Source organism: Flavobacterium sp. Flavsp81 (genome assembly GCF_059491325.1).
Window position 1 is genome coordinate 2,595,322 of sequence record NZ_CP168505.1, and the last position, 22,604, is coordinate 2,617,925.

The 22,604-nt window shown below is 32.7% G+C and carries 21 protein-coding genes and 1 tRNA gene; 14 read left to right on the forward strand and 8 right to left on the reverse strand.

Annotation, left to right across the window (positions count from 1 at the left end; all coding sequences use genetic code 11):
* Positions 1–92: 92 nt before the first annotated feature.
* Together trxB and ACEN92_RS10740 are read right to left on the reverse strand one after the other, a co-directional pair.
* Positions 93–1,040: a thioredoxin-disulfide reductase gene (trxB, locus tag ACEN92_RS10735; RefSeq protein WP_495638390.1), complete on the reverse strand. Its 948-nt coding sequence runs from the start codon at positions 1,038–1,040 to the stop codon at positions 93–95.
* A 153-nt stretch (positions 1,041–1,193) separates the two neighbouring features.
* A tRNA-Pro gene (locus ACEN92_RS10740) sits at positions 1,194–1,268 on the reverse strand.
* A gap of 195 nt (positions 1,269–1,463) precedes the next feature.
* Here ACEN92_RS10740 and ACEN92_RS10745 point away from each other — a divergent pair.
* The 8 genes from ACEN92_RS10745 to ACEN92_RS10780 all read left to right on the forward strand — a co-directional run bounded on the left by ACEN92_RS10745 (position 1,464) and on the right by ACEN92_RS10780 (position 10,731).
* Entirely contained in the window at positions 1,464–3,962 is a 2,499-nt protein-coding gene (locus ACEN92_RS10745; RefSeq protein ID WP_495638391.1) for a DUF2339 domain-containing protein, read from the forward strand.
* Positions 3,949–5,178 (forward strand): hypothetical protein, encoded by a 1,230-nt coding sequence (locus ACEN92_RS10750; RefSeq protein ID WP_495638392.1) that lies wholly within the window; start codon positions 3,949–3,951, stop codon positions 5,176–5,178. The genes ACEN92_RS10745 and ACEN92_RS10750 overlap by 14 nt, the downstream gene beginning before the upstream one ends.
* 234 nt (positions 5,179–5,412) lie before the next feature.
* Complete coding sequence (locus ACEN92_RS10755) at positions 5,413–6,180, forward strand: ParA family protein (protein ID WP_007804035.1); 768 nt, start codon at positions 5,413–5,415, stop codon at positions 6,178–6,180.
* A gap of 5 nt (positions 6,181–6,185) precedes the next feature.
* The gene (locus ACEN92_RS10760; protein ID WP_495638393.1) at positions 6,186–7,088 is read left to right on the forward strand and encodes a ParB/RepB/Spo0J family partition protein; all 903 of its coding nucleotides are present in this window, start codon (positions 6,186–6,188) and stop codon (positions 7,086–7,088) included.
* Complete coding sequence (locus ACEN92_RS10765; RefSeq protein WP_495638394.1) at positions 7,088–7,657, forward strand: DUF5683 domain-containing protein; 570 nt, start codon at positions 7,088–7,090, stop codon at positions 7,655–7,657. The genes ACEN92_RS10760 and ACEN92_RS10765 overlap by 1 nt, the downstream gene beginning before the upstream one ends.
* 44 nt (positions 7,658–7,701) lie before the next feature.
* Positions 7,702–8,409, forward strand: a complete 708-nt coding sequence (dapB, locus tag ACEN92_RS10770) for a 4-hydroxy-tetrahydrodipicolinate reductase (RefSeq protein WP_495638395.1) — start codon at positions 7,702–7,704, stop codon at positions 8,407–8,409.
* A gap of 48 nt (positions 8,410–8,457) precedes the next feature.
* A complete protein-coding gene (gene lepB, locus ACEN92_RS10775) occupies positions 8,458–10,020 on the forward strand; it encodes a signal peptidase I (RefSeq protein ID WP_495638396.1) in 1,563 nt (520 codons plus the stop codon).
* 96 nt (positions 10,021–10,116) lie between these two features.
* The gene (locus ACEN92_RS10780; RefSeq protein ID WP_495638397.1) at positions 10,117–10,731 is read left to right on the forward strand and encodes a WbqC family protein; all 615 of its coding nucleotides are present in this window, start codon (positions 10,117–10,119) and stop codon (positions 10,729–10,731) included.
* Position 10,732: 1 nt separating this feature from the next.
* On the opposite strand, the gene ACEN92_RS10785 is transcribed toward ACEN92_RS10780, so the two are convergent.
* The 6 genes from ACEN92_RS10785 to ACEN92_RS10810 form a co-directional block, all read right to left on the reverse strand.
* Positions 10,733–11,779 (reverse strand): endonuclease/exonuclease/phosphatase family protein, encoded by a 1,047-nt coding sequence (locus ACEN92_RS10785; protein ID WP_495638398.1) that lies wholly within the window; start codon positions 11,777–11,779, stop codon positions 10,733–10,735.
* An 18-nt stretch (positions 11,780–11,797) separates the two neighbouring features.
* Positions 11,798–12,661 (reverse strand): rhomboid family intramembrane serine protease, encoded by an 864-nt coding sequence (locus ACEN92_RS10790; RefSeq protein ID WP_495638399.1) that lies wholly within the window; start codon positions 12,659–12,661, stop codon positions 11,798–11,800.
* Positions 12,662–12,708: 47 nt separating this feature from the next.
* The gene (locus ACEN92_RS10795) at positions 12,709–13,458 is read right to left on the reverse strand and encodes a rhomboid family intramembrane serine protease (protein WP_495638400.1); all 750 of its coding nucleotides are present in this window, start codon (positions 13,456–13,458) and stop codon (positions 12,709–12,711) included.
* Positions 13,455–15,341 carry a DNA mismatch repair endonuclease MutL gene (mutL, locus tag ACEN92_RS10800; RefSeq protein ID WP_495638401.1) on the reverse strand — a complete coding sequence of 629 codons (1,887 nt, stop codon included), beginning with the start codon at positions 15,339–15,341 and terminating at the stop codon, positions 13,455–13,457. The genes ACEN92_RS10795 and mutL overlap by 4 nt, the downstream gene beginning before the upstream one ends.
* Before the next feature lie 213 nt (positions 15,342–15,554).
* A complete protein-coding gene (ribH, locus tag ACEN92_RS10805; protein WP_495638402.1) occupies positions 15,555–16,127 on the reverse strand; it encodes a 6,7-dimethyl-8-ribityllumazine synthase in 573 nt (190 codons plus the stop codon).
* A gap of 84 nt (positions 16,128–16,211) precedes the next feature.
* Positions 16,212–16,991: a tetratricopeptide repeat protein gene (locus tag ACEN92_RS10810; protein WP_495638403.1), complete on the reverse strand. Its 780-nt coding sequence runs from the start codon at positions 16,989–16,991 to the stop codon at positions 16,212–16,214.
* A gap of 243 nt (positions 16,992–17,234) precedes the next feature.
* On the opposite strand from ACEN92_RS10810, the gene recF reads away from it, so the two are divergent.
* The 6 genes from recF (at position 17,235) to ACEN92_RS10840 (ending at position 22,596) form a co-directional block, all read left to right on the forward strand.
* On the forward strand, positions 17,235–18,314 hold the full coding sequence (gene recF / locus ACEN92_RS10815; protein WP_495638404.1) for a DNA replication/repair protein RecF: 1,080 nt from the start codon (positions 17,235–17,237) through the stop codon (positions 18,312–18,314).
* A gap of 199 nt (positions 18,315–18,513) precedes the next feature.
* A complete protein-coding gene (locus ACEN92_RS10820; RefSeq protein ID WP_495638405.1) occupies positions 18,514–19,191 on the forward strand; it encodes a DUF2461 domain-containing protein in 678 nt (225 codons plus the stop codon).
* A 101-nt stretch (positions 19,192–19,292) separates the two neighbouring features.
* Positions 19,293–20,342, forward strand: coding sequence for a glycosyltransferase (locus ACEN92_RS10825; protein WP_495638406.1), 1,050 nt, complete (start codon positions 19,293–19,295; stop codon positions 20,340–20,342).
* A gap of 34 nt (positions 20,343–20,376) precedes the next feature.
* Entirely contained in the window at positions 20,377–20,919 is a 543-nt protein-coding gene (locus tag ACEN92_RS10830; RefSeq protein ID WP_495638407.1) for a hypothetical protein, read from the forward strand.
* Positions 20,920–21,057: 138 nt separating this feature from the next.
* Positions 21,058–22,071 (forward strand): UDP-N-acetylmuramate dehydrogenase, encoded by a 1,014-nt coding sequence (gene murB / locus ACEN92_RS10835; protein ID WP_495638408.1) that lies wholly within the window; start codon positions 21,058–21,060, stop codon positions 22,069–22,071.
* Between the two features lie 135 nt (positions 22,072–22,206).
* Positions 22,207–22,596, forward strand: coding sequence for a GNAT family N-acetyltransferase (locus ACEN92_RS10840; protein ID WP_495638409.1), 390 nt, complete (start codon positions 22,207–22,209; stop codon positions 22,594–22,596).
* The last annotated feature ends 8 nt before the right edge of the window (positions 22,597–22,604 follow it).

The window sequence follows — 22,604 nt, forward strand, 5'->3', positions numbered from 1 at the left end:
AAAGTCCCAATCAGTTTGATTGGGACTTTTTGTTTTTAAGCCTTATATCCACGTTCAAAAGAACTTAAAACTTAAACCTGAAACAAATTTATTTATTCTTTAGCAGCTAAATAACGTTCGGCATCCAATGCGGCCATACAACCTGTACCCGCAGCTGTAATTGCCTGACGATATACATGGTCAGCAGCATCACCTGCAACAAAAACACCAGGAACATTTGTATTTGATGTTCCTGGAGTATTTATAATATATCCTGTTTCATCAAGAGTAATGTAGTCTTTAAAAATATCTGTATTAGGTTTGTGTCCAATGGCTACGAAAAATCCTGTTGCCGGAATTTCAATAACCTCTGCAGTAGTTTTGTTTAAAGCTTTAATGGCATGTACTACATTTCCATCACCTAAAACTTCAACAGTATCATGATTCAATAAAATCTCAATGTTTTCAGTTTTACGAACGCGTTCTTCCATGATTTTTGAAGCTCTGAATTTTTCACTTCTTACCAACATCGTTACTTTTTTACAAAGTTTTGATAAATAATGTGCTTCTTCACAAGCAGAATCGCCTGCTCCAACAATTACAACTTCCTGATTACGGTAGAAAAACCCATCACAAACCGCACAAGCCGAAACTCCGCCACCCATTTGCAGATAATGTTGTTCTGATGGCAATCCTAAATATTTTGCCGTAGCTCCTGTAGAAATAATAACGGTTTCACAGTGCAATTCTATTTTATCGTTTATCCAAACTTTATGAATATCTCCTGAAAAATCAACTTTTGTAGCCCATCCGTCACGAATGTCTGCTCCAAAACGTTTTGATTGTTCTTGTAATTGTATCATCATTTCAGGTCCTGTAACACCATCAACATAACCCGGAAAATTTTCTACTTCATTTGTTGTAGTCAACTGACCACCTGGCTGCATTCCCTGATATAAAACCGGGTTCATATTTGCTCTGGCAGCGTAAATTGCAGCAGTATAACCTGCCGGTCCGGAACCAATAATCAGGCATTTAATTTTTTCGATTGTATCTGACATAGTATGATTGTATTAATAAATTGATGGTGCAAAAGTAAGTTTTTATTGTTGGAAAAAAGAACTCAACTAATCAGTTTTTGCTATTCCAAAATAGAGAATAACGAATATTGTAGAAATGAAAAATCCTTTCTGTAAATACAAAAAGGATTTTTGTCGGGGTGGCAGGATTCGAACCTGCGGCCTCCTGCTCCCAAAGCAGGCGCGATAACCGGGCTACGCTACACCCCGTAAGCGGGTGCAAATATATAATTATTTTTTGCTTATACAAAACAATTTAAGAAATAAGAATATTTTTAATTACCAATCATATAATTATGAAGCTCTAATCATCATAGTATTTCAATTAACATGAAAAAAACTAAAATATCTGCCCCAGTATTAAAATGTTATTATATTTACAATTCATAACATAATAGATTCTCTATGGAAAGCTTTCTTTTGGTTGCATTATTTTGTTTTTTAATCTACATTCTTAATAATCTCAAAGGTCGTTTTGACAATCTGGAAGACAATATTCAAAAACTTAATAAAAAAATAGATCTTCTAAAAGCAATTGAAAAACCAGTTGAAAAACCTATAACTCCTCCACCGGTTATAATTCCAAAAGAAGAAATTAAATTTGAAAAACCGCAAGAAGTTATACTGCCTCCTGCTCCACCTATTAAAGAAGAAACTCCTGAAATAAAAGCTGAGAAAGTTGTTTTCTCAATGGATTCAGATAAAAACCCACAAATTATAACTTCAAAAACAGTTTCAAAACCTTATGTTGCTCCTGTTCCTAAAAAATCATTTTGGAAAAATTTCAAAGAACAAAATCCGGATTTAGAGAAATTTGTCGGCGAAAATCTGATTAATAAAATTGGCGTTTTAATTCTTGTTTTAGGAATCAGTTATTTTGTAAAATATGCCATTGATAAAGACTGGATAAACGAACCGGCCCGTGTTGGAATTGGCGTTTTGTGCGGTGCGCTTGTTATGGGAATTGCCCACAAACTACGAAAAAATTATGCTGCTTTTAGCTCTGTAATTGTAGCAGGAGCAATTGCTATTTTCTATTTCACAATCGGAATCGCTTTTCATGATTATCATTTGTTCAGCCAGACTGTTGCTTTTAGCATCATGGTTGTAATTACCGCTTTTAGCGCTTTAATATCATTGTCTTATAATAGAATTGAACTAGCTGTCCTCTCTTTAATCGGGGGATTTGCAGTACCTTTTATGGTTAGCACCGGCGAAGGAAATTACGTTGTTTTATTTACTTATATCAGTATTCTGAATATTGGAATTTTAGCATTAGCTTACTATAAAAAATGGAATCTGGTTAATATCCTTTCTTATATATTTACCATTTTATTATATGGAGGATGGCTTTCGAAAGAATTACAAACAGAAAAACCTCATTATCTTGGAGCATTAATCTTTGGATTTGTTTTCTACTTTATTTTTATCGTGATGAATATCATTAATAACCTCAGAACAAAAGGAGAATTTTCGATAGCCCAATTAACAATTTTAGCCAGCAATACCTTTTTATTTTATGCTGCCGGAATGGCAATTCTGGATAGTTATCATCCTGAATTACGAGGATTATTTACAACCATAATAGCATTACTTAATTTAGTATATGCCTGGTTTTTATATAAAAAATTCGGTTTAGATAAAAAAGCAGTATATCTTCTTATTGGTCTAACACTAACTTTTATAACACTTGCCATCCCGATTCAGTTTGAAGGCAATTATATTACTTTATTCTGGGCAGCAGAAGCCGTTTTATTATTATGGCTTTCACAAAAATCAAAAGTCAGCAGTTATCGTTTTGGTTCTGTAATCGTACATGCACTTATGATAATCAGTCTGATAATGGATTGGAACAAGTATTATAATGGTGATATTATTTTAAACATTGTACTTAATCCAATATTTACAACTGGTTTATTTGCAGTAATTTCTTTGTTTGCCGTGTCGCATTTATTGAAGAACGAAAGTGAAGGTGCTAAACTATTTGGCATCTCATTCAATCCTGAAAAATATAAAAAGTTAGTTTTCGGATTAGGATATGTAATTGGTTATCTGGTCGGAATATTTGAAGTTACCTATCAATCAAATTATGCCATAACCAACCCAAGTTCTGCCGCTGCCCTGCCCGTTGTATATCATTTAGCATTCTTTGCTCTGCTGGCAAGACACTTAGTAAAAAAGAAAACCGAAGCAGGATATCAGGGTACAACATTAATTGCTGTAATCAATATTGTTTTATTTTCATTTTGGTTTAGCAATTATGCATTCAGCGAGCATGAAGATATTATGACTTTTAGTACCGGCAGGTCAATTGCTTTTTATCTGCATTATATTTCACTGCTGATTATCATTTATTTTGGATTTCTGTTGTATAAAATGAATTCCGAAAAGGTAATTTCCTCTGTCTTCAGCAAAAAGATTTTCGCCTGGACAGCAGCTTTTCTTGTAATTTATATTGCCAGTACTGAATTAATGATTCACGGACTCAAGTTATTAAATTCACCGGTAACAACAGACCAGATTCATCAAAATGATCTGTTTAAAATTGATAAACTTGACATTGGCTACATTCGCCAAACAATAGCCTCAGATAATATTGAAACCGCAAGAACAAAAATAGTTAAAACGGGTTTTCCTGTTCTTTGGGGAATTTTAGCTTTCGTGTTTTTAATTGTCGGAATAAAAAAGCAAACAAAAACGCTCCGAATTATTGCCTTGGCGTTGCTTGGATTAACCATTATAAAATTATTCCTATACGACATCAGCAACATTTCTGAAACCGGAAAAATAATCTCTTTCATTCTTTTAGGAATCCTGATCCTGATTATTTCTTTCGTATATCAAAAAATTAAAGTCTTAGTTATAGATGAAAACAAGCCTGAAAAAACAAATGAAACTGAATAAACTTTTATTACTATTATTACTGACCAACATTTGTTTTGGTCAGTTTCAAACTATCGGAAAACTAAAAGAAGTATCGCAGAATGGTTTTCATGAAATCAGGCTGTCTCCTGAAATTCGCTCTTTCTCCAAACAGGATTTGAGCGACATCAGAATATTTAATTCTAAAGGAAATGAAATTCCATACTTTATTCAAAACAGCACCAATATTTCGTCGGATAGTTTTGAAGCATACACCATAGTTTCGAAAAAAGTCGAACCGAAGAAAAGTACTTCGGTTATTATTACTATTCCTTCAACCAAAAAAAACAATCAGTTATCGCTATTTATTGCCAATTCTGATGTGGTAAAAAAATATTCAATTTCCGGAAGTAATGATCAAAAAGAATGGTTCGGAATATCTGACTCACAGTCTCTATATGACCTGAACAGTACTACAGAATCAAGTGTGGTAAAAACTATTACGTATCCTTTAAGTATCTATAAGTATTTAAAAATAGATTTTGATGACAGAAAAACACTCCCTGTTAATGTTTTAAAAGTTGGAAATTTCACTACAAATATGCAGACACAAAGCCTTCAGGAAGTTATTCCAAAGAAATTAACGACAACTGAAATTCCTTCAAAAAAAGAAACAGAAATTCATGTTGTTTTTGATGCACCGCAAATTATAAATCAGCTTGCTTTTGAGATTTTAAAACCAACTTATTATAACCGAAAAGTTACTCTTTACAAGAAAACAAAACAGCAGATAAATCGAAAAATTCAGATATATGATGAAGAAATAGCTTCTTTCGAATTAAATTCAAAGGTAAAAAACAGCTTCACAATTCCGGAAATATTCGAAAAAGAGATTTTTATAAAAATTGAAAATCGAGATAATCCTCCTTTGGTCGTTTCATCGATTAAATTCAATCAGAAACCAGTTTCAATCATTGCAGATTTAAATGCAGGTGAAAATTATATTCTAAAAACAGGCAATAAAAATCTTGCACAACCGGAATACGATATTTCAAACTTCAAAGACAATATAACTGCTGCTCTTCCAAAAATCGGCATCTATGAAGTTCATCATGCAGCAAAATACAAAAAAAATGAAATACAAAAAAGAGCATTTTGGCAGCAATCATGGTTTATGTGGATTTGTATTATCCTGGGAGGAATTACAATTTTATTCTTTACGGCAAGTTTGATAAAAGATTTAAAAAAGGAGAATTAGATTAAAAACCAAAACTCAGGTACTTTTTAATTTTTTCAAAATTGAATTTTAAATTCTTCGTTTTTAAAAGAAAAACAGAAAGAAATTTCTCTGTTAATTTTCTTAATAACCAAGATTAAGACTTATCAAACACGCACCAAACAACGATTAACCATAGTTTAGTAAATGTTAACAAAATAGATTTTCAGAAACCATAAATAATTGTATTTTTACGGTTCAAAATTTAGAAAATAAATGGGCAAAATCATTGCGATTGCTAATCAAAAAGGAGGCGTTGGAAAAACTACTACATCAGTAAACCTTGCTGCCTCATTGGGTGTTTTAGAAAAAAAAGTATTATTAATAGATGCTGATCCTCAGGCAAATGCCACATCAGGACTTGGAATTGATGTAGAATCTGTCGAGATTGGAACCTACCAAATACTTGAACACAGCCACACACCTAAAGAAACTATCATTCAATGTTCAGCTCCTAACGTTGATGTGATTCCTGCTCACATTGATCTTGTTGCCATTGAAATCGAGTTAGTCGATAAAGAGAATAGAGAATATATGCTTAAAAAAGCATTAGCAAGTGTAAAAGACGAATACGACTTTATCATTATTGATTGTGCTCCGTCGTTAGGCTTATTAACCTTAAATGCTTTAACAGCGGCTGATTCTGTGGTTATTCCTATTCAATGTGAATATTTTGCATTGGAAGGATTAGGAAAATTATTGAACACAATAAAAAGTATTCAAAAAATTCACAACCCTGATTTAGATATTGAAGGATTATTGCTGACTATGTATGATTCGAGATTACGTTTATCAAACCAAGTGGTTGAAGAAGTTCAGAAACACTTCAATGATATGGTTTTTGATACCGTTATCCAGCGAAATGTAAAATTAAGTGAGGCGCCAAGTTTTGGGGAGAGCATCATTAATTATGACGCAACCAGCAAAGGAGCAATCAATTACATTAATTTAGCTCAAGAAATTATAAAGAAAAACAGCAAATAGTTTTTATGACAAAAGCAATTAAAAAACAAGCCTTAGGAAGAGGATTATCAGCATTATTAAAAGATCCCGAAAACGACATTAAATCAGTAGACGATAAGAACGCTGACAAAGTTGTTGGAAATATCATTGAGCTTGAAATAAGTGCTATAGAAATAAATCCGTTTCAGCCAAGAAGCAATTTCAATGAAGAGTCGCTACGTGAATTAGCTACTTCTATTAAAGAACTTGGTGTGATTCAACCTATTACTGTTCGAAAATTAGACTTTAACAAATACCAGTTAATTTCAGGAGAGCGCCGTTTACGTGCTTCTACTTTGGTTGGCCTGACTACTGTTCCTGCCTATATTCGTATCGCCAATGATAATGAATCGTTGGTAATGGCTTTGGTTGAAAACATTCAGCGTCATGACTTAGATCCTATCGAAATTGCACTTTCGTACCAACGTTTGATTGATGAAATTCAACTTACCCAGGAACAAATGAGCGAACGTGTAGGTAAAAAACGTTCTACAATTGCCAATTATTTACGTCTTTTAAAACTGGATCCGATTATTCAAACGGGTATTCGTGATGGTTTTATCAGTATGGGTCATGGCAGAGCAATTATCAATATTGAAGACTTAGACGTTCAGACTGATATTTATCAAAAAATCGTTAGCCAAAACTTATCTGTACGTGAGACAGAAACTTTGGTAAAAAACTATCATGAAAGCCTAAAACCAAAAGCAGAAGGAAAAGCAAAAGCAGATTCTTCATTTGTGGTTAAAGAAACACAAAAAAATACTTTCAATGATTATTTTGGTTCAAAAGTTGATATAAAAGTTGCCGGTAACGGAAAAGGAAAAATTACAATTCCGTTTAACTCAGAAGCTGACTTTAACAGAATTATAAAATTAATAAACGGATAGTGAATAAAATTGTCCCTATAAGTCTATTGTTCTTCTTTCTAGGAACCGTCTCTATTTTTGCCCAGGTAAAAAAAGACACGGTTTTAGTCGTAAAAGACACTACTGCATTACTCGAAATAGACCCGCTTACGCCTGCAAAAGCGGCTTTTTACTCTGCCATTTTACCAGGTTTAGGACAAGCATACAATAAAAAATACTGGAAAATTCCTTTAGTCTATGGCGCTATCGGAACGAGTTTATATTTTTATATAGACAGTAATAAAAAATATCACAGCTACAGGGATGAATATAAAAGAAGACTTGAAGGTTATGGTGTTGGTACTGGCGGAAAATATGATTATTTGGATGATAGCCGACTTATAGCCGGCCAAAAATTCTATCAGCGAAATCGTGATTTATCAGCCTTATTCGTTGTTGGATTTTACGTTTTAAACATCATCGATGCAAATGTTGACGCTGCTTTGATTCAATTTAATGTCAACGAAAGATTATCTCTTCGGCCGGAAATTTACCCTTCGGATGTAACTTTTAAACCAAACGTTGGACTAACTTTTAATTACAACTTTTAAACAGGTATAAATTCTGTTTAAATTTAAAAAAAAACACATAAAAAATGAAAATTGCACTTTTAGGATACGGAAAAATGGGTCAGGTAATCGAAAGAATTGCTTTGGAAAGAGGTCATGAAATTGTTTTGAAAAAAGACGAATTCAATACTTATGACGGACTTTCTACAGCTGATGTTGCTATCGATTTCAGTGTTCCTACTGCAGCCGTAGCTAATATTTCCAGTTGTTTTCATGCTAATGTTCCGGTAGTTTCAGGAACAACAGGGTGGTTAAAGCATTATGCTGAAATGGAAGCACTTTGCAACGAAAAACAAGGCGGTTTTATATCCAGTTCAAATTTTAGTTTAGGTGTTAATATTTTCTTTGAACTAAATGAATATCTGGCCAAAATTATGGCTCAGTTTGATTCTTATAAAGTATCAATGGAAGAAATTCACCATACCCAAAAATTAGACGCCCCTAGTGGAACAGCAATTTCTTTAGCAAAAGGAGTAATCGAAAATAGTGCCTACGGAAAATGGACACTTGAAGATGCAAAGCCAAATGAAATTCATATTGAAGCTAAAAGAATTGGCGACGTACCGGGAACACATACAGTAACTTACAATTCTGCTGTTGACAGTATAGAATTAAAACATACTGCCCATAATCGCGAAGGTTTTGCCTTGGGTGCAGTTATTGCTGCAGAATGGCTGGCCGGTAAAAAAGGAATCTACACGATGAAAGATGTTTTAAATCTTGAATCTAAATAAAAACTCAAAAATAATATTCTGGAATTTCAGAACTAAAATATAAAAATTATGACACTTTATCATTGGTTTCTCTTTTTCTTAGCTATACAAATAATCCATTTTCTTGGAACCTGGAAATTATATCAGGCAGCTGACAGAAAGTCCTGGGAAGCCGCAATTCCTGTTTATAATTCAATTATTTTAATGAAAATTATTGGCAGACCAACCTGGTGGACAATACTGTTATTTATCCCAATTATCAATCTTATTATGTTTCCGGTTATTTGGGTTGAAACCTTAAGAACATTCGGGAAAAAATCTACATTAGATACTATTTTAGGAATTTTTACTTTAGGATTTTATATTTATTATGTTAACTATACTCAAAAATTAGAGTATAATGCTAACAGAAAATTAACTCCGGAAAACAGAACGGCAGATACGGTAAGTTCATTACTTTTTGCCATAATCGTAGCTACATTGGTACACACTTATGTTGTACAGCCTTTTACAATTCCAACTTCTTCATTAGAAAAATCATTATTAATTGGAGATTTCTTATTTGTCAGTAAAGTAAACTATGGTCCAAGAGTTCCTATGACAACTATTGCATTACCAATGGTTCATGATTCGATACCTTTGACTAAAAGAAAATCTTATTTGAGCTGGCCGCAACTGCCTTATTTCAGATTGCCTGCTTTAGAAAAAATCAAAAATAATGACATTGTAGTTTTTAACTGGCCGGTAGATACAGTACATTACTTTTTTGAACCAAAAGGAAGACCTGGCGTTATAAAACCTATAGACAAAAAATCAAATTATGTAAAAAGATGTGTAGGTATTCCTGGTGACAGCTTGTCTATAAAAGATGGTTACGTTTTTATTAATGGGAAAAAATTAATTTTACCTGAAAGAGCAAAACCACAATATTCATATGCGGTAGCATTAGATGGTAAAACCACAATCGATTTTGAACCTCTTTTAAAAGAACTTAACGTAAATCTTGTTGACGTTTTGGGATTCAAAGACCAGGAAAAAAGAGATACATTATATTTTGCAGCACTAACAGATGCAAGTGCTGAGCGTTTAAGAAATACTCCCGGGGTTACAAATGTAAAAAGACAAATTTCTAAAGGAAATGACAATGCGATTTTTCCACATATTAACAAGTGGAACCAGGATAATTTTGGTCCAATCTACATTCCTGAAGCCGGAAAAACAGTCGCCCTTACAAACGAATCACTTCCTTTTTACAAAGAGATAATAACAAATTACGAAGGAAACACATTACAACTGGATGGTTCTAAATTTTTAATAAATGGAAAACCAGCTACTACTTACACGTTCAAACAAAACTATTACTGGATGATGGGTGACAACCGTCATAATTCTGAAGATAGTCGTTATTGGGGATACGTTCCTGAAAATCATATTGTAGGTAAACCGGTTTTCATCTGGATGAGCTGGGACACAAACGGAAAAGGTATCAATAAAATTCGCTGGGACAGAGTTTTTACAACTGTCGATGGCGAAGGTCAGCCTCAATCCTATTTTAAATATTTCCTGATCCTTTTGGCAGTATTTTTTATTGGCGAATATTTTTGGAAAAAAAGAAAAGAAAGCAAACAATAAACAGTCAAACGTTTAAAAGTCTAAAGTCATAAAGTCAAGTTTAAAACCTTGTTTTTATGGCTTTTGACTTTTGATCTTATAAAACTTTAGACACATATGAACTCGTTATTACTTCCTACCTATTTCCCTTCGATCAGCCACTTTGCAGTTATGGCCCAATCTGAGAATATCACTTTTGAGATGGAGGATAATTTTCAAAAACAAACCAACAGAAACCGTACTTATATTTATAGTCCAAACGGAATACAGCTTTTAAATATTCCTGTAAAACATTCAAAAACTGCCCATCAAAAAACCAAAGATGTTTTAATTGAAAATGAATTTGACTGGCAAAAACAACACTTCAAATCATTGGAAGCTGCCTATAGAAGTTCTCCTTTTTTTGAGTTTTTTGAAGACGATATCATTCCTGTATTTGAGAAAAAACACACCTTTTTAATGGATTTAAATATGGAAGTGTTTGATATTGTTACTAAGTGTTTAAGGGCAAAATTTAAGTTTCATAAAACAGCAGAATATTTTCCTTCCCCGGAAAACGTTTCGGACTTCAGATATTTGGCCAATGGAAAAAAAGACACTAATTCTTTCGAAAAATATACTCAGGTTTTTGATGATAAACACGGGTTTATAAACAACCTAAGTGTTTTAGACTTACTTTTTAATGAGGGTAAATTTGCCATGGACTATTTGAAAAGTCAAAAACTAATTTAATTTATTCCATAGAAAGTCTTGCCATGATCGGATAATGATCAGAATTTTCGAAATCAGAAAAACTTTCAAATTGTTTAACTTTCATTTTACTGTCTGCAAAAATATAATCAATTCGCGCCGGATAATAACGAAATTTATAGGTTGCTCCAAAACCTTTCCCGGCTTCTTCAAAAGTATCTTTGAGTTTTCCTTTTATGCTTCGATATACATATGAAAATGGACTATTATTCATGTCTCCACAAATAATAATTGGATGTTTACATTGTTTAATATTTTCCTTAAAGATTTCGGCCTGTTCCTGCTGCTGCCTGAATCCTTTACTTATTCTGTTATAAATAAGTTGTGATTTTCGCTGATTGACATTATCAATATCATTTGAAATTTCCTTTACATCAGGTGAAATCTTAATAGACTGCAGGTGCATATTATAAACCCGTATAATGTCTTTTCCTCTCTTTATATCGGCATAAATCACATTATTATCCGATTTAGGAAAAACAATATTTCCTTCATAAATAATGGGAAATTTGGAAAAAATAGCCTGACCGGTTTTTATCTGGTTACCATCAATAAAAATATAACGATGCGGGTAAACTTTTAAATCAAGATGAGCAGAATTTGAATATTCCTGAATACAAAGAATATCAGGATCTTTTTCATCTATAAAAGCTTTAATATTTGAAGGGATATCATCTCGATCTAACCATTTAAAAACATTAAAAAGACGTACATTGTAACTCATTACCGAAAAATCTTTTTCGTCTTCTATATATTCTTTACCGGTTATTTTATAGAATTTATTAATAAATGTAATCCCTGTCAGGAGGACCAGGCCGGACAAAATAAGGCGTTTTTTAAACTGAATTGCCCAATAAATAAAGAACATTCCGTTTAGCACAAAAAAGGCTGGCATAAAGAGTGTTAATACGGAGAGCAAAGGAAAACTTTTGGGCGCCAAAAATGGTAAAATATAGATACTAAAAGTCAATACAGTCAGTATTATATTCAAAAAGAACATTATTTTATTAAACCACGACAGGTTCTTCATATTGTCTTAATTACCGGATTATTTCCCTGCTTTGAACAAAAATTCCTTTTCTTCTTTTGTCAGACAATCATAACCGGATTGGCTAATCTTGTCTAAAATTTCATCAATTTGCTGTTGCGTTTTATCTTTCGTAACAATTCTTGATGTACTTGTCTGTGTAGGTTTTTTATAATTTTTATGAACTTTTTTGAATGGAGATGTTGGGGATTTTTTAAATAAATTTATAAAGAAATCTAATATTTTAGAAACTATCAAGCTCAGATCAGTTCCATTTTGAAGCAATTTAATAAAAATAAAACCAAAAAAGGCTCCGGCTAAATGCGAGATATGGCCACCCATATTAACTGAACGCAATTGCACTAAATCTAAAATTAAAATTACAGCCGTTATATGCCAAAGCTTTACATTTCCGAATAGAAACAAACGAACATTCATTAATGGAGAGTAGGTCGTTGTAGCAACTAAAATTGCCATTATAGCCGCAGATGCGCCAACAATTGAACCATACATATTCGAAAAATAAAAACTTAAAGCAAAAACTAATCCGGCAAAAAGAGCACTTAAGATATATAATCCTAAATACTGTTTTTGAGTAAAAAAAGTCAAAAATAAATTACTCGCAAAATTTAAAACCATCATATTAAATAACAAATGCCAGAAATCGAAGTGAAAAAAAGCATATGTTAAAAACGTCCAGGGTTTAAATAAGAAAACTTGAGGGTCTGAAGACAAAGCCAGCCAATTGGGGTATGCAAATGCTCCTGAGAAACTCGGCCAGAAAAAAACTAAAGAAATTATAAAAAAAGCCACATTCCAATAAATAACGCGCATTGCTATGCCGCCTAATCTATATTGCAATTTTAAATCATCCAGAATATTCATAAAAAGCTTCCTTTGGGTTTATTAATTTGATTACTTAAATTTAAAAATTAATTCCACCGATTCTTATTAAACTGGTTCTTTTTCCAATACCACATAATTAAAAAACCAAACAGAGCACCGCCAATATGAGCATAATGAGCTATTCCGGACTCGATTCCCATAAGAGAATTTCCAAAAATACCAAAAAATCCATCAAACAACAGCATGTAAATTGGAACAAAATATTTTGCTTTTATTGGAATCGGTATAAACATTATTCCTAATTCTGCATTAGGAAACATAAAAGTAAAAGCAATTAACAATCCATAAATAGCTCCGGAAGCTCCAACAACAGTACCAAAGTAAGCTTCAGTAAAACGCTGATATTGAGACACACTCAAAATTTCCTGCCATCTTGAATTGATCTTTCCTTCGCTTAAAACCTGTAAAATTTCAGTTCTGTTTAATCCACTGGATTCCAAAATATTTAAACCATCCTGATAAAAATAATAATTAACTGCAAAATTTACCAAAGCTGCTCCCAATCCACATGAAATATAGAAAAACAAAAACTTCTTTCCTCCCCAAAAGTGTTCTAGTGTAGAACCAAACGAATATAAAGCAAACATGTTAAATGCAATATGAGCAAATCCGCCATGCATAAACATATGGGTAATTGGCTGCCAAATTTGAAATCCGGGATTTTGAGGAAAAAAAAGCGCAAAATACTCATAAGAAACTGGTACTAACTGTGCACCAATAAAAAAGATAATATTAATTATCAATAATTGTTTTACTACGGGAGTCATATTCATCATAAGGCAAACTTTTTATCTATATCTTCAACACGCATGGTAATGAAAGTTGGTTTTTGAAAAGGTGAAATATTGGGATCTTTACAGGCAAACAAACCGTTTACTAAATTATCCTGTTCTTTTTCGGTTAAATAAGATCCGGTTTTAACCGCTAAACTTTTTGCCATCGACTTGGCAATGGTATCATTCTGACTGTAACTGCTTGCCGGAATTCCGTCCTGCAAATCACTTAATAATTGTTCAATTACAAGAGAAACTTCGCTTTCAGTAATATTTACGGGAATTCCGGAAATCACAACATGATCTGTCTGAACATCTTCAAAAACAAAACCTGTCGTTTCCAGTGAAGGTTTCAATTCTTCAATTAATTCCATTTCGACAGAGGTATAAAACAAATTCAAAGGGAATAACAATTGTTGGCTTGAAGCCTGATTTACTGTCATATTCAGCAAGAATTGTTCATACAAAATACGCTGATGTGCACGCTGCTGATCAACAATTACCATTCCTGATTTGATGGGCGAAACTATATATTTTTTATGAATCTGATACGTTTTTTGAATCGCTTTTTCTACATTTTCATCATCAAACAACGACGAAGTTACTTCTTCATTTTCAAATGTAAAAGGTGAACTCTCTATACTATCTGTTTCTAAACCGACATATAAACTTTCCCAACTTGCTGTTGGTTCGACTTTTTTAGAGTAACCTGAATAAGAACCGGAACCCGAGCTTGAGGCTGAACCCGATTTAGAATAATGCTGATTTGTTTTATCATCCGTAAATGGATTAAAAGTTCCATCAACCTGGATTGTTGGAGTTTCTCCTTCTAAATCTTTATAATGATATGGTGTGTCTAAATTGGCGTCACGATCGAAATCCAAAACAGGAGCAACATTAAACTGCCCTAAACTATGCTTGATTGAAGCTCTTAAAATAGCATATAGAGCTTGTTCATCATCAAACTTGATTTCTGTTTTTGTTGGATGAATGTTAATATCAATTGTATTTGGCGGAACCTGAAGATATAAAAAATAACTGGGCTGACAGCCATCTTTTAATAATCCGTCATATGCAGCCATAACTGCATGGTGCAAATAGCCGCTTTTTATAAAACGATCGTTTACAAAGAAAAACTGTTCTCCCCTGTTTTTTTTAGAGAATTCGGGTTTACAAACAAATCCCTGAATACTGACAATTTCTGTTTCTTCGTTTACCGGAACTAACTTTTCATTGGTTTTCCCGGAAAAAATACCTACAATTCGCTGACGAAAATTAGAGATTGGCAAATTATACATTTCACTTCCATTATGATAAAAAGTAAAATGAATATTCGGATGTGCCAAAGCTACACGCTGAAACTCATCCATTACATGACGGAATTCCACCGTATCCGACTTTAAAAAGTTACGACGGGCCGGAATATTAAAAAATAAATTTTTAACGGCAAATGAAGTTCCTTTTGGTAAAACCGCAACTTCCTGAGAGATAAACTTACTTCCTTCAATAACAATATGTGTACCCAGTTCTTCCTGATCCTGTTTGGTTTTCATTTCCATATGGGCAATCGCAGCAATAGATGCTAATGCTTCTCCGCGAAAACCCTTTGTATGAAGTGAAAACAGATCTTCGGCCTGGCGTATTTTTGAGGTCGCGTGACGTTCGAAACACATACGCGCATCGGTCACACTCATTCCTAAACCGTTATCAATAACCTGAACTAGTGATTTTCCGGCATCTTTTATAATCAATTTAATATCAGTAGCTTTTGCATCCACGGCATTTTCCAGCAACTCTTTTACAACTGAAGCGGGTCTTTGAACCACCTCTCCGGCAGCAATTTGATTAGCAACATGATCAGGAAGTAATTGAATGATACTCGACATTAAAAAATTTAAGTTTAAGGTTTGATCTTTAATTCAACGTATTGTAAAAATCTCAGATATATACTATTATACTATGTTTCTGGTTTTAAAACCAAGGTCTACAAATTTAATGAATTTCTATTGGGTTTTAGAATTTCATCAGTCATAAAAAAAACAAAAACCTATACTATTTTTACACAGTATAGGTTTTAGTATTTTTAAAACAATTGTGTTTTATTCGTTCTCTATTTTCACAGGAGTTTCCTCAATTTGAAGTGCACCGGAAGCCAACAAAGGTTGATTAAATGGGTGTGACATAGAAGCCTGTTGACGAATATACGCCATTTTTATAGCAGCGATAGCCGCTTCGGTTCCTTTGTTTCCGTGAATCCCTCCACTTCTGTCAATAGATTGCTGCATGTTATTATCGGTAAGCACACAAAAAATAACAGGAATATCGGTTTGAACATTCAAATCTTTGATTCCTTGTGTAACACCTTCACAAACAAAATCAAAATGCTTCGTTTGCCCCTGAATTACACATCCAATAACAATAACTGCATCAACATTTTGCGTTTGCAACATTTTTTTTGCACCATAAATCAACTCAAAACTTCCCGGGACATTCCAACGGATAATTTGTTCCGCAGGAACTTCGCAATCTATTAATGCATCGAAGGCACCATTATAAAGTCCTTCGGTTATAGTTTCATTCCACTCAGAAACAACAATCCCAAATCGAAAGTCTTTCGCATTTGGGATTGTGTTTTTATCGTATTCTGATAAATTTTTATTTTCAGTAGCCATCTTTATATTTTAGATTTTAGAGTATAGATTTCAGATTGCTAAAATACGAATCTAAAATCTAAAATCTGAACTCTATAAATTTTATTATTGCGCTAATCCAATCAATACATCAACAGAAGCTGCTTCCGGAGTTGCATCGAAGTTTTCTTTAATATCTGTAAAATATTTCAAAGCATCTTCTTTCTGACCTAAAGCTAAAGCAGTTTTACCGGCTTTTAGCAAGAAACGAGGCGTTGTAAAATCATTTTTGTTAGATTCCGCAGCTTTTACATAATAGTCTAAAGCTTCTTTTTGTTGGTTCTTTTGAGAGTAAGCATCTCCAATTGCACCTTTTGCCAAAGCACTTAAAATCAAATCTTCAGATTTAAATTCTTCTAAATATTTAATTGCTTCATCAAATTTACCAGTATTCAAATAAGCCATACCTGCATAGTAATTTGCTAAATTTCCTGCATCAGTTCCAGAATATTGGTCAGCAATCTGAACGAATCCGAATTTACCTTCAGAACCATTCAAAGCCAATTTATATAATGAATCGCTTGCTACGCCATCAGTCGCTTTTTGAAAATTTTGCTGAGCAACAAACATTTCGTTTGCAGCCTCATCCTGTTTAGGAGTTTCAATAAATTTTTGGTAAGCCAAATATCCAATAGTAGCAATCGCAATACCAGCAACTAAACCAATAATGATTTTTTGATTTTTCGCCACCCAATCCTCAGTTTTTGAAGCAGTTTCATCTAATTTTGAAAAAACACCGGCTGTAGTGCTGTCTTTTTCGTCAATAACTACCTGTTGCTCTTCATTTACTTCTTTAACTTCCTTTTCCTTTGGTGTCTTATATCCTCTTTTATTGTAAGTAGCCATTTAAAATTAATTTAGTGAACGGCAAAAATAAAATTTTTATTGAAACCGACGTAAAAAAAATCAATTTTATATCTATTTTAAAAAAAATAATTTCAATAATCGCAACTTCTTTCCTTTCAGGAGTAAAATAATTCATGTTCAAACACGCCAAAAGCCTTTTATATCGATATTTTTCAATAATTTGCACCCTCTAATTTTTGATGTTCCAAAAACACTAAAATTTATCATTACAGCTCCTTAAAAATGCATTTAAACAAAATTTCTTTATTCAATTATAAAAATTTCTCCGAAGCCAGCTTTGATTTCGACCTCAAGATCAATTGTTTTGTCGGCAAAAACGGAATTGGCAAAACCAATGTGCTTGATGCAATCTATCATTTAGCGTACGGAAAAAGTTATTTCAATCCATTAGCAGTTCAAAATATCAAACACGGAGAAGAGTTTTTTGTAATTGATGCCGAATTAGAAAAAAATGACAGAACGGAACAAATTGTCTGCAGTTTAAAAAAAGGACAGAAAAAAGTATTAAAAAGAAACGGCAAGGCTTATGATAAATTTTCAGATCATATCGGATTTATCCCTCTTGTGATTATTTCTCCGGCTGATCGTGATTTAATTGTAGAAGGAAGCGAAACACGCCGTAAATTCATGGACAGCGTAATCTCACAATTAGATTCGACTTATTTACACCAGCTTATTCAATATCAAAAGGTAATTATACAGCGAAATGCGCTACTGAAATATTTTGCCCTGAACCATACCTTTGATAACGACACCTTATCTATATACAATGAACAGCTAAATGGTTTTGGGAAAGCGATTTTCGAAAAAAGAAAAGAATTCCTGGAACAATTCATACCTATATTTAATATCCATCACCAGGCAATAACGGGATCTGAAGAAACGGTACAATTGGTTTACGAGAGTCATTTATACGAAAAAGATTTATTGACTCTTTTACAAGAAAGCATTAATAAGGATCGTGCATTACATTACACAACTGCAGGCATCCATAAAGATGATTTGTCTTTTGAAATTGATTCACACCCAATAAAAAAATTCGGATCACAAGGTCAGCAAAAGTCATTTTTGATAGCCTTAAAATTGGCACAGTTTGAATTTTTGAAGAAACAAAGCGGTGTAAAACCACTTTTACTTTTTGATGATATTTTTGACAAATTAGACGAAACCCGTGTTGCTAAAATCATCGAAATGGTAAATAGTGAAACTTTCGGACAGCTTTTTATTTCAGACACGCATCCGGAACGTACTGAAACGATTGTAAAATCGACACATCAGAGTTATAAAATATTTAATTTGTGATTTTTTTCGCCACGAATTACACAAATTATCACTAATTTTTTTCTGCTCAGTTTTGTTGATTAATTCTCTGAAATAAATATTAACAAGTCTTAATTTGTTTAAATTAGTGTAATTTGAAGCAAACTTAACACCTGTTATAAAAGAGAAATTATTAATTTAGCCAGAACAAGATTAAAAACAACTGCAATAAATACCGAATATGCTAACGAAAGAATCATTGCAATTTTTAGACGGTTTAAAAACCAACAACAATAGGGATTGGTTTCAGGATAATAAAAAAAGATACGAGATTTTCAAAAAAGATTATCATCAATTGGTGAGTGATTTTCTGGATGTAATGAAACCATTAGATCCTTCATTAGAATTACTTGAGGTTAAAAACTGTACATTTAGAATTAATCGTGATATTCGATTTTCTAAAGACAAATCTCCTTACAAAGCACATTTAGGCATTTGGATATCCAGTGGTACTAAAGGCTTAAATCGCGCAGGATATTACGTGCATATAGAGAAAGGCGCCAGTTTTATTGCCGGAGGATTTTACTCTCCCGAACCTGATGATTTGAAGAAAGTCCGTAAAGAAATTGCTTTTTTTTATGAGGACTTAGAAGAAATTTTAGGTAATAAAAACTTTAAAAAAGAATTTGGGAATTTAGATATAAACGAAAATAATTCGCTTAAAAATCCACCGCGTGGTTATGAAAAAGAGCATCCAGCAATTGAATTTTTAAAATTAAAAAGTTTTATTGCTACTCAAAAATATGACATTAAAGAAGTGACCCAAAAAGATTTTGTAGCTAAAATGAGCCAGAAATTAATTGCATTGAAACCTTTAAACGATTTTATAAATCGTGCCTTAGACACCGATGAACTTTAAAATTTTCCGTCACAAATTTCACTAATTAATTTGAGTGAATTCGTAAAATTCGTGGCAAAAAACATATTTTTATTTACGAAAAAGCATACTAAGTTTACCGAATGAAAAAAAGAAAAATACTTTTTTTAGGAGAATCCTATCGTGCCGATGCTATAACGTGGATGAAAGGGCTGGAAGAATTTGGCGATTTTGAAATTATAACATGGGAACTTCAAACTCCAAGCAATTCAAAACTGAACAGATCCAAACGTATTGCGGAATATTTCTTTTCTCCAATTGCTATTCGCAAAATCATTCGACAGGAAAAACCAGATATGGTTATTGCCGAAAGAACAACCAGTTACGGTTTCTTAGCTGCTTTATCGGGCGGAAAAACCATCGCGATTGCACAGCAGGGAAGAACCGATTTATGGCCTGAAGACTCGATTTTATTGCCTTTTAAGAAATTCATTCAGAAATATGCTTTCAAAAAAGCAAATTTAATTCATGCCTGGGGACCTGTAATGACGATTTCGATGAAAGCTATTGGTGTTGATATGAGTAAAGTTTTGGTTTTGCCGAAAGGAATTGATTTATCACTTTTTTCTCCTTCAATCAACAATTCGAATAAAATTGAGGCTATTATCACTCGTTCTCTTCAACCTGAATACCGACATGATTCAATTTTAAAAGCTTTTGCTATTTTACATCAAAAGAGAATTGACTTTTTGCTGACTGTTGTTGGCGATGGAACAAGATTGCAATTTTTAAAAGATTTAGCCAAAGATTTACAAATAGAAAATAAAGTGATTTTTACAGGAAGGATTCCAAATACGGAACTTCCTAAACTATTACAACAATCAAATATTTACATCAGCATGCCTATAACCGAAGGTGTTTCTGCCTCTTTATTTGAAGCGATGGCCTGTAATTGTTATCCCGTTGTTTCGGATATTCCCGGAAATCAAAGTTGGATAAAACATCGGAAAAATGGACAATTAGTTGAAATTGATAATATTGAAATGCTGGCTGAAGAATTGATTTGGTCTTTTGATAATATTAAATCCCGAAATGAGGCGATTTTACAAAATAGAAGTTTTGTTGAAGAGAATGCAAATTATGATATTAATATGAAGATTATTGCGGATAAGTATCATCAGTTATTGATGTGAATTGACAATCAAACAGCGACTACAAAACATATTTATGGTAAAATATACTTACATATCTTCTATCGATTATATCACTAATTTAACTTTTGACTATGTTGAAACTTATTCATTTCAACGTGGGGAACAATTTGAAAAAAATAATTTATTAAATCGAAGTGAATATAACACATTACAACGAAGAAAGCTTCGAAAAAATGACTTGAGCGATTTTCAAGAATTAAGACTTAATGAATTGAAAGGACTTGTAAATTATACACAATATATATTAAATGATAAAGGAGAATTTCATCCTTCAAGTAAAAAAACAAATACGTTTAAATCTACAGACCAAAAAGTAATTGATTTGAAAAACATTTTGAAAACTGAGATTAAAGATATTCCAAGTGGGATGTGTGCTCCCAAATATCGAGATGCATTTGTTTTTTATGACAAAAACAACAAAATCATATCAACACTAAACGTCTGTCTTAGTTGCCAATACATGGAAATTGAAATGTTTAACCACATTAACGGTGATTTTATTACTTATGATTTATTAAAACATTTTTTTATTAAGGCAGGACATGATGTAGAATAAAAGAATGAAAAATCATATTCATTTTTCAGATTGAGTTCTAAAATCTCCAATCCGATATTTATTCAAAATTCACCTCAAATAAATTATAATCCTTACTTTTGATTCCTGAATTAATTCGTCAAAAAAGCCCTTTTATTTATGGAAATCCAATCCAATTTTTCTTTAAAAAACTATAATACTTTTGGTATCGAAGCCAAAGCCAAACAATTCGTAGCCGTTCATTCTGTTGACGAATTAAAAACCATTTTAGAAGAAAACAAAAACGAAAAAAAATTCATTTTGGGTGGCGGAAGCAATATGCTTTTAACCAAAGATATTGATGCTTTGGTGATTCATATTGATTTAAAAGGCAAGAAAATCATTAAAGAAGATGATGATTTTGTCTGGGTTGAAAGTCAGGCCGGCGAAACCTGGCACGACTTTGTTATTTGGACAATCGACAATAATTTTGGAGGTTTAGAAAACATGTCGTTGATTCCGGGAAATGTTGGCACAACTCCGGTTCAGAATATTGGCGCATACGGAACTGAAATAAAAGATACGTTTGTTTCCTGTGAAGCCATAAATATTGAATCTCAGGAAATCAAAACTTTCACTAATATAGAATGTAATTTTGGTTACCGGGAAAGTATTTTCAAACATGAAGTTAAAGACCAATATATTATCACTTCGGTAATTTACAAACTGACAAAACGCAATCACAAAATCAATACTTCTTACGGAGATATTTTAGCTGAATTAGCCAAAAACAATATTACTGTCCCAACTCTAAAAGATGTGAGCAATGCTGTAATTACAATCAGACAAAGCAAATTACCGGATCCTAAAGAATTGGGTAATAGCGGAAGTTTCTTTAAAAATCCGATTTTATTAAAATCCGATTTCGAGAAAATCCATCAGAAATTTCCGGAAATGAAATATTATGAAGTTTCAGATACTGAAGTAAAAGTTCCGGCTGGATGGTTAATTGAGCAAGCCGGTTTTAAAGGAAAACGTTTTGGAGATGCCGGCGTTCATAAAAATCAGGCTTTGGTTTTGGTAAATTATGGAAATGCGACCGGACAGGAAATTTTAGCAGTTTCAAAAGACGTCCAGGATACCGTTTTCAAAACTTTTGGCATTCATATTGAGGCTGAAGTGAATGTAATTTAAACACGAAACATTTCATTTCCGCTTGATGGAACAAACCGTAAAAATCATCATTATTTTTCAAATAAATTCAACCAAAATATTTCCATAAAAATAACAAATCCAAATGACGAAAAAGTTTCGGCAATTATTGAAGAATTGTCAGCAAATCTTTATCTTCGTTTTGGAAGCGACGGAAAGAATTCTTTTGCAGATTGGCAATACGACAATTCAAAATTTATTTTTGTTATAGCTGAAATCGATAATGAAATTGTGGGTTGTGGAGCGATCAGACCAATTGACGAAAATATTGGTGAAGTCAAACGAATGTATTCTAAATTTCCCGGAAAGAAAATCGGACAAACAATTTTGTCATTTTTAGAAAATAAAGCAAAAGCAATTGGTTATAGTGATTTGGTTTTGGAAACAAGGGTGAAAAATCAGGAAGCCATCCAATTTTACCAAAAACAAGGATATAAAGTAATTCCGAATTACGGAAAATATACAGATCGACCTGAAGCCATTTGCTTTGAGAAATCTTTGAAATAACTCAGAAA

Excerpts from the sequence above, each read along its gene's own strand:
- ACEN92_RS10745 (WP_495638391.1), top strand. The coding sequence starts at position 1,464 with ATGGAAAGCTTTCTTTTGGTTGCATTATTTTGTTTTTTAATCTACATT.
- ACEN92_RS10795 (WP_495638400.1), bottom strand. The coding sequence starts at position 13,458 with ATGATGAATATGACTCCCGTAGTAAAACAATTATTGATAATTAATATT.
- lepB (WP_495638396.1), top strand. The coding sequence starts at position 8,458 with ATGACACTTTATCATTGGTTTCTCTTTTTCTTAGCTATACAAATAATC.
- dapB (WP_495638395.1), top strand. The coding sequence starts at position 7,702 with ATGAAAATTGCACTTTTAGGATACGGAAAAATGGGTCAGGTAATCGAA.
- murB (WP_495638408.1), top strand. The coding sequence starts at position 21,058 with ATGGAAATCCAATCCAATTTTTCTTTAAAAAACTATAATACTTTTGGT.
- ACEN92_RS10810 (WP_495638403.1), bottom strand. The coding sequence starts at position 16,991 with ATGGCTACTTACAATAAAAGAGGATATAAGACACCAAAGGAAAAGGAA.
- recF (WP_495638404.1), top strand. The coding sequence starts at position 17,235 with ATGCATTTAAACAAAATTTCTTTATTCAATTATAAAAATTTCTCCGAA.
- mutL (WP_495638401.1), bottom strand. The coding sequence starts at position 15,341 with ATGTCGAGTATCATTCAATTACTTCCTGATCATGTTGCTAATCAAATT.
- ACEN92_RS10825 (WP_495638406.1), top strand. The coding sequence starts at position 19,293 with ATGAAAAAAAGAAAAATACTTTTTTTAGGAGAATCCTATCGTGCCGAT.
- ACEN92_RS10760 (WP_495638393.1), top strand. The coding sequence starts at position 6,186 with ATGACAAAAGCAATTAAAAAACAAGCCTTAGGAAGAGGATTATCAGCA.
- ACEN92_RS10780 (WP_495638397.1), top strand. The coding sequence starts at position 10,117 with ATGAACTCGTTATTACTTCCTACCTATTTCCCTTCGATCAGCCACTTT.
- ACEN92_RS10750 (WP_495638392.1), top strand. The coding sequence starts at position 3,949 with ATGAAACTGAATAAACTTTTATTACTATTATTACTGACCAACATTTGT.
- ACEN92_RS10820 (WP_495638405.1), top strand. The coding sequence starts at position 18,514 with ATGCTAACGAAAGAATCATTGCAATTTTTAGACGGTTTAAAAACCAAC.
- trxB (WP_495638390.1), bottom strand. The coding sequence starts at position 1,040 with ATGTCAGATACAATCGAAAAAATTAAATGCCTGATTATTGGTTCCGGA.
- ACEN92_RS10755 (WP_007804035.1), top strand. The coding sequence starts at position 5,413 with ATGGGCAAAATCATTGCGATTGCTAATCAAAAAGGAGGCGTTGGAAAA.
- ACEN92_RS10790 (WP_495638399.1), bottom strand. The coding sequence starts at position 12,661 with ATGAATATTCTGGATGATTTAAAATTGCAATATAGATTAGGCGGCATA.
- ACEN92_RS10785 (WP_495638398.1), bottom strand. The coding sequence starts at position 11,779 with ATGAAGAACCTGTCGTGGTTTAATAAAATAATGTTCTTTTTGAATATA.
- ACEN92_RS10830 (WP_495638407.1), top strand. The coding sequence starts at position 20,377 with ATGGTAAAATATACTTACATATCTTCTATCGATTATATCACTAATTTA.
- ribH (WP_495638402.1), bottom strand. The coding sequence starts at position 16,127 with ATGGCTACTGAAAATAAAAATTTATCAGAATACGATAAAAACACAATC.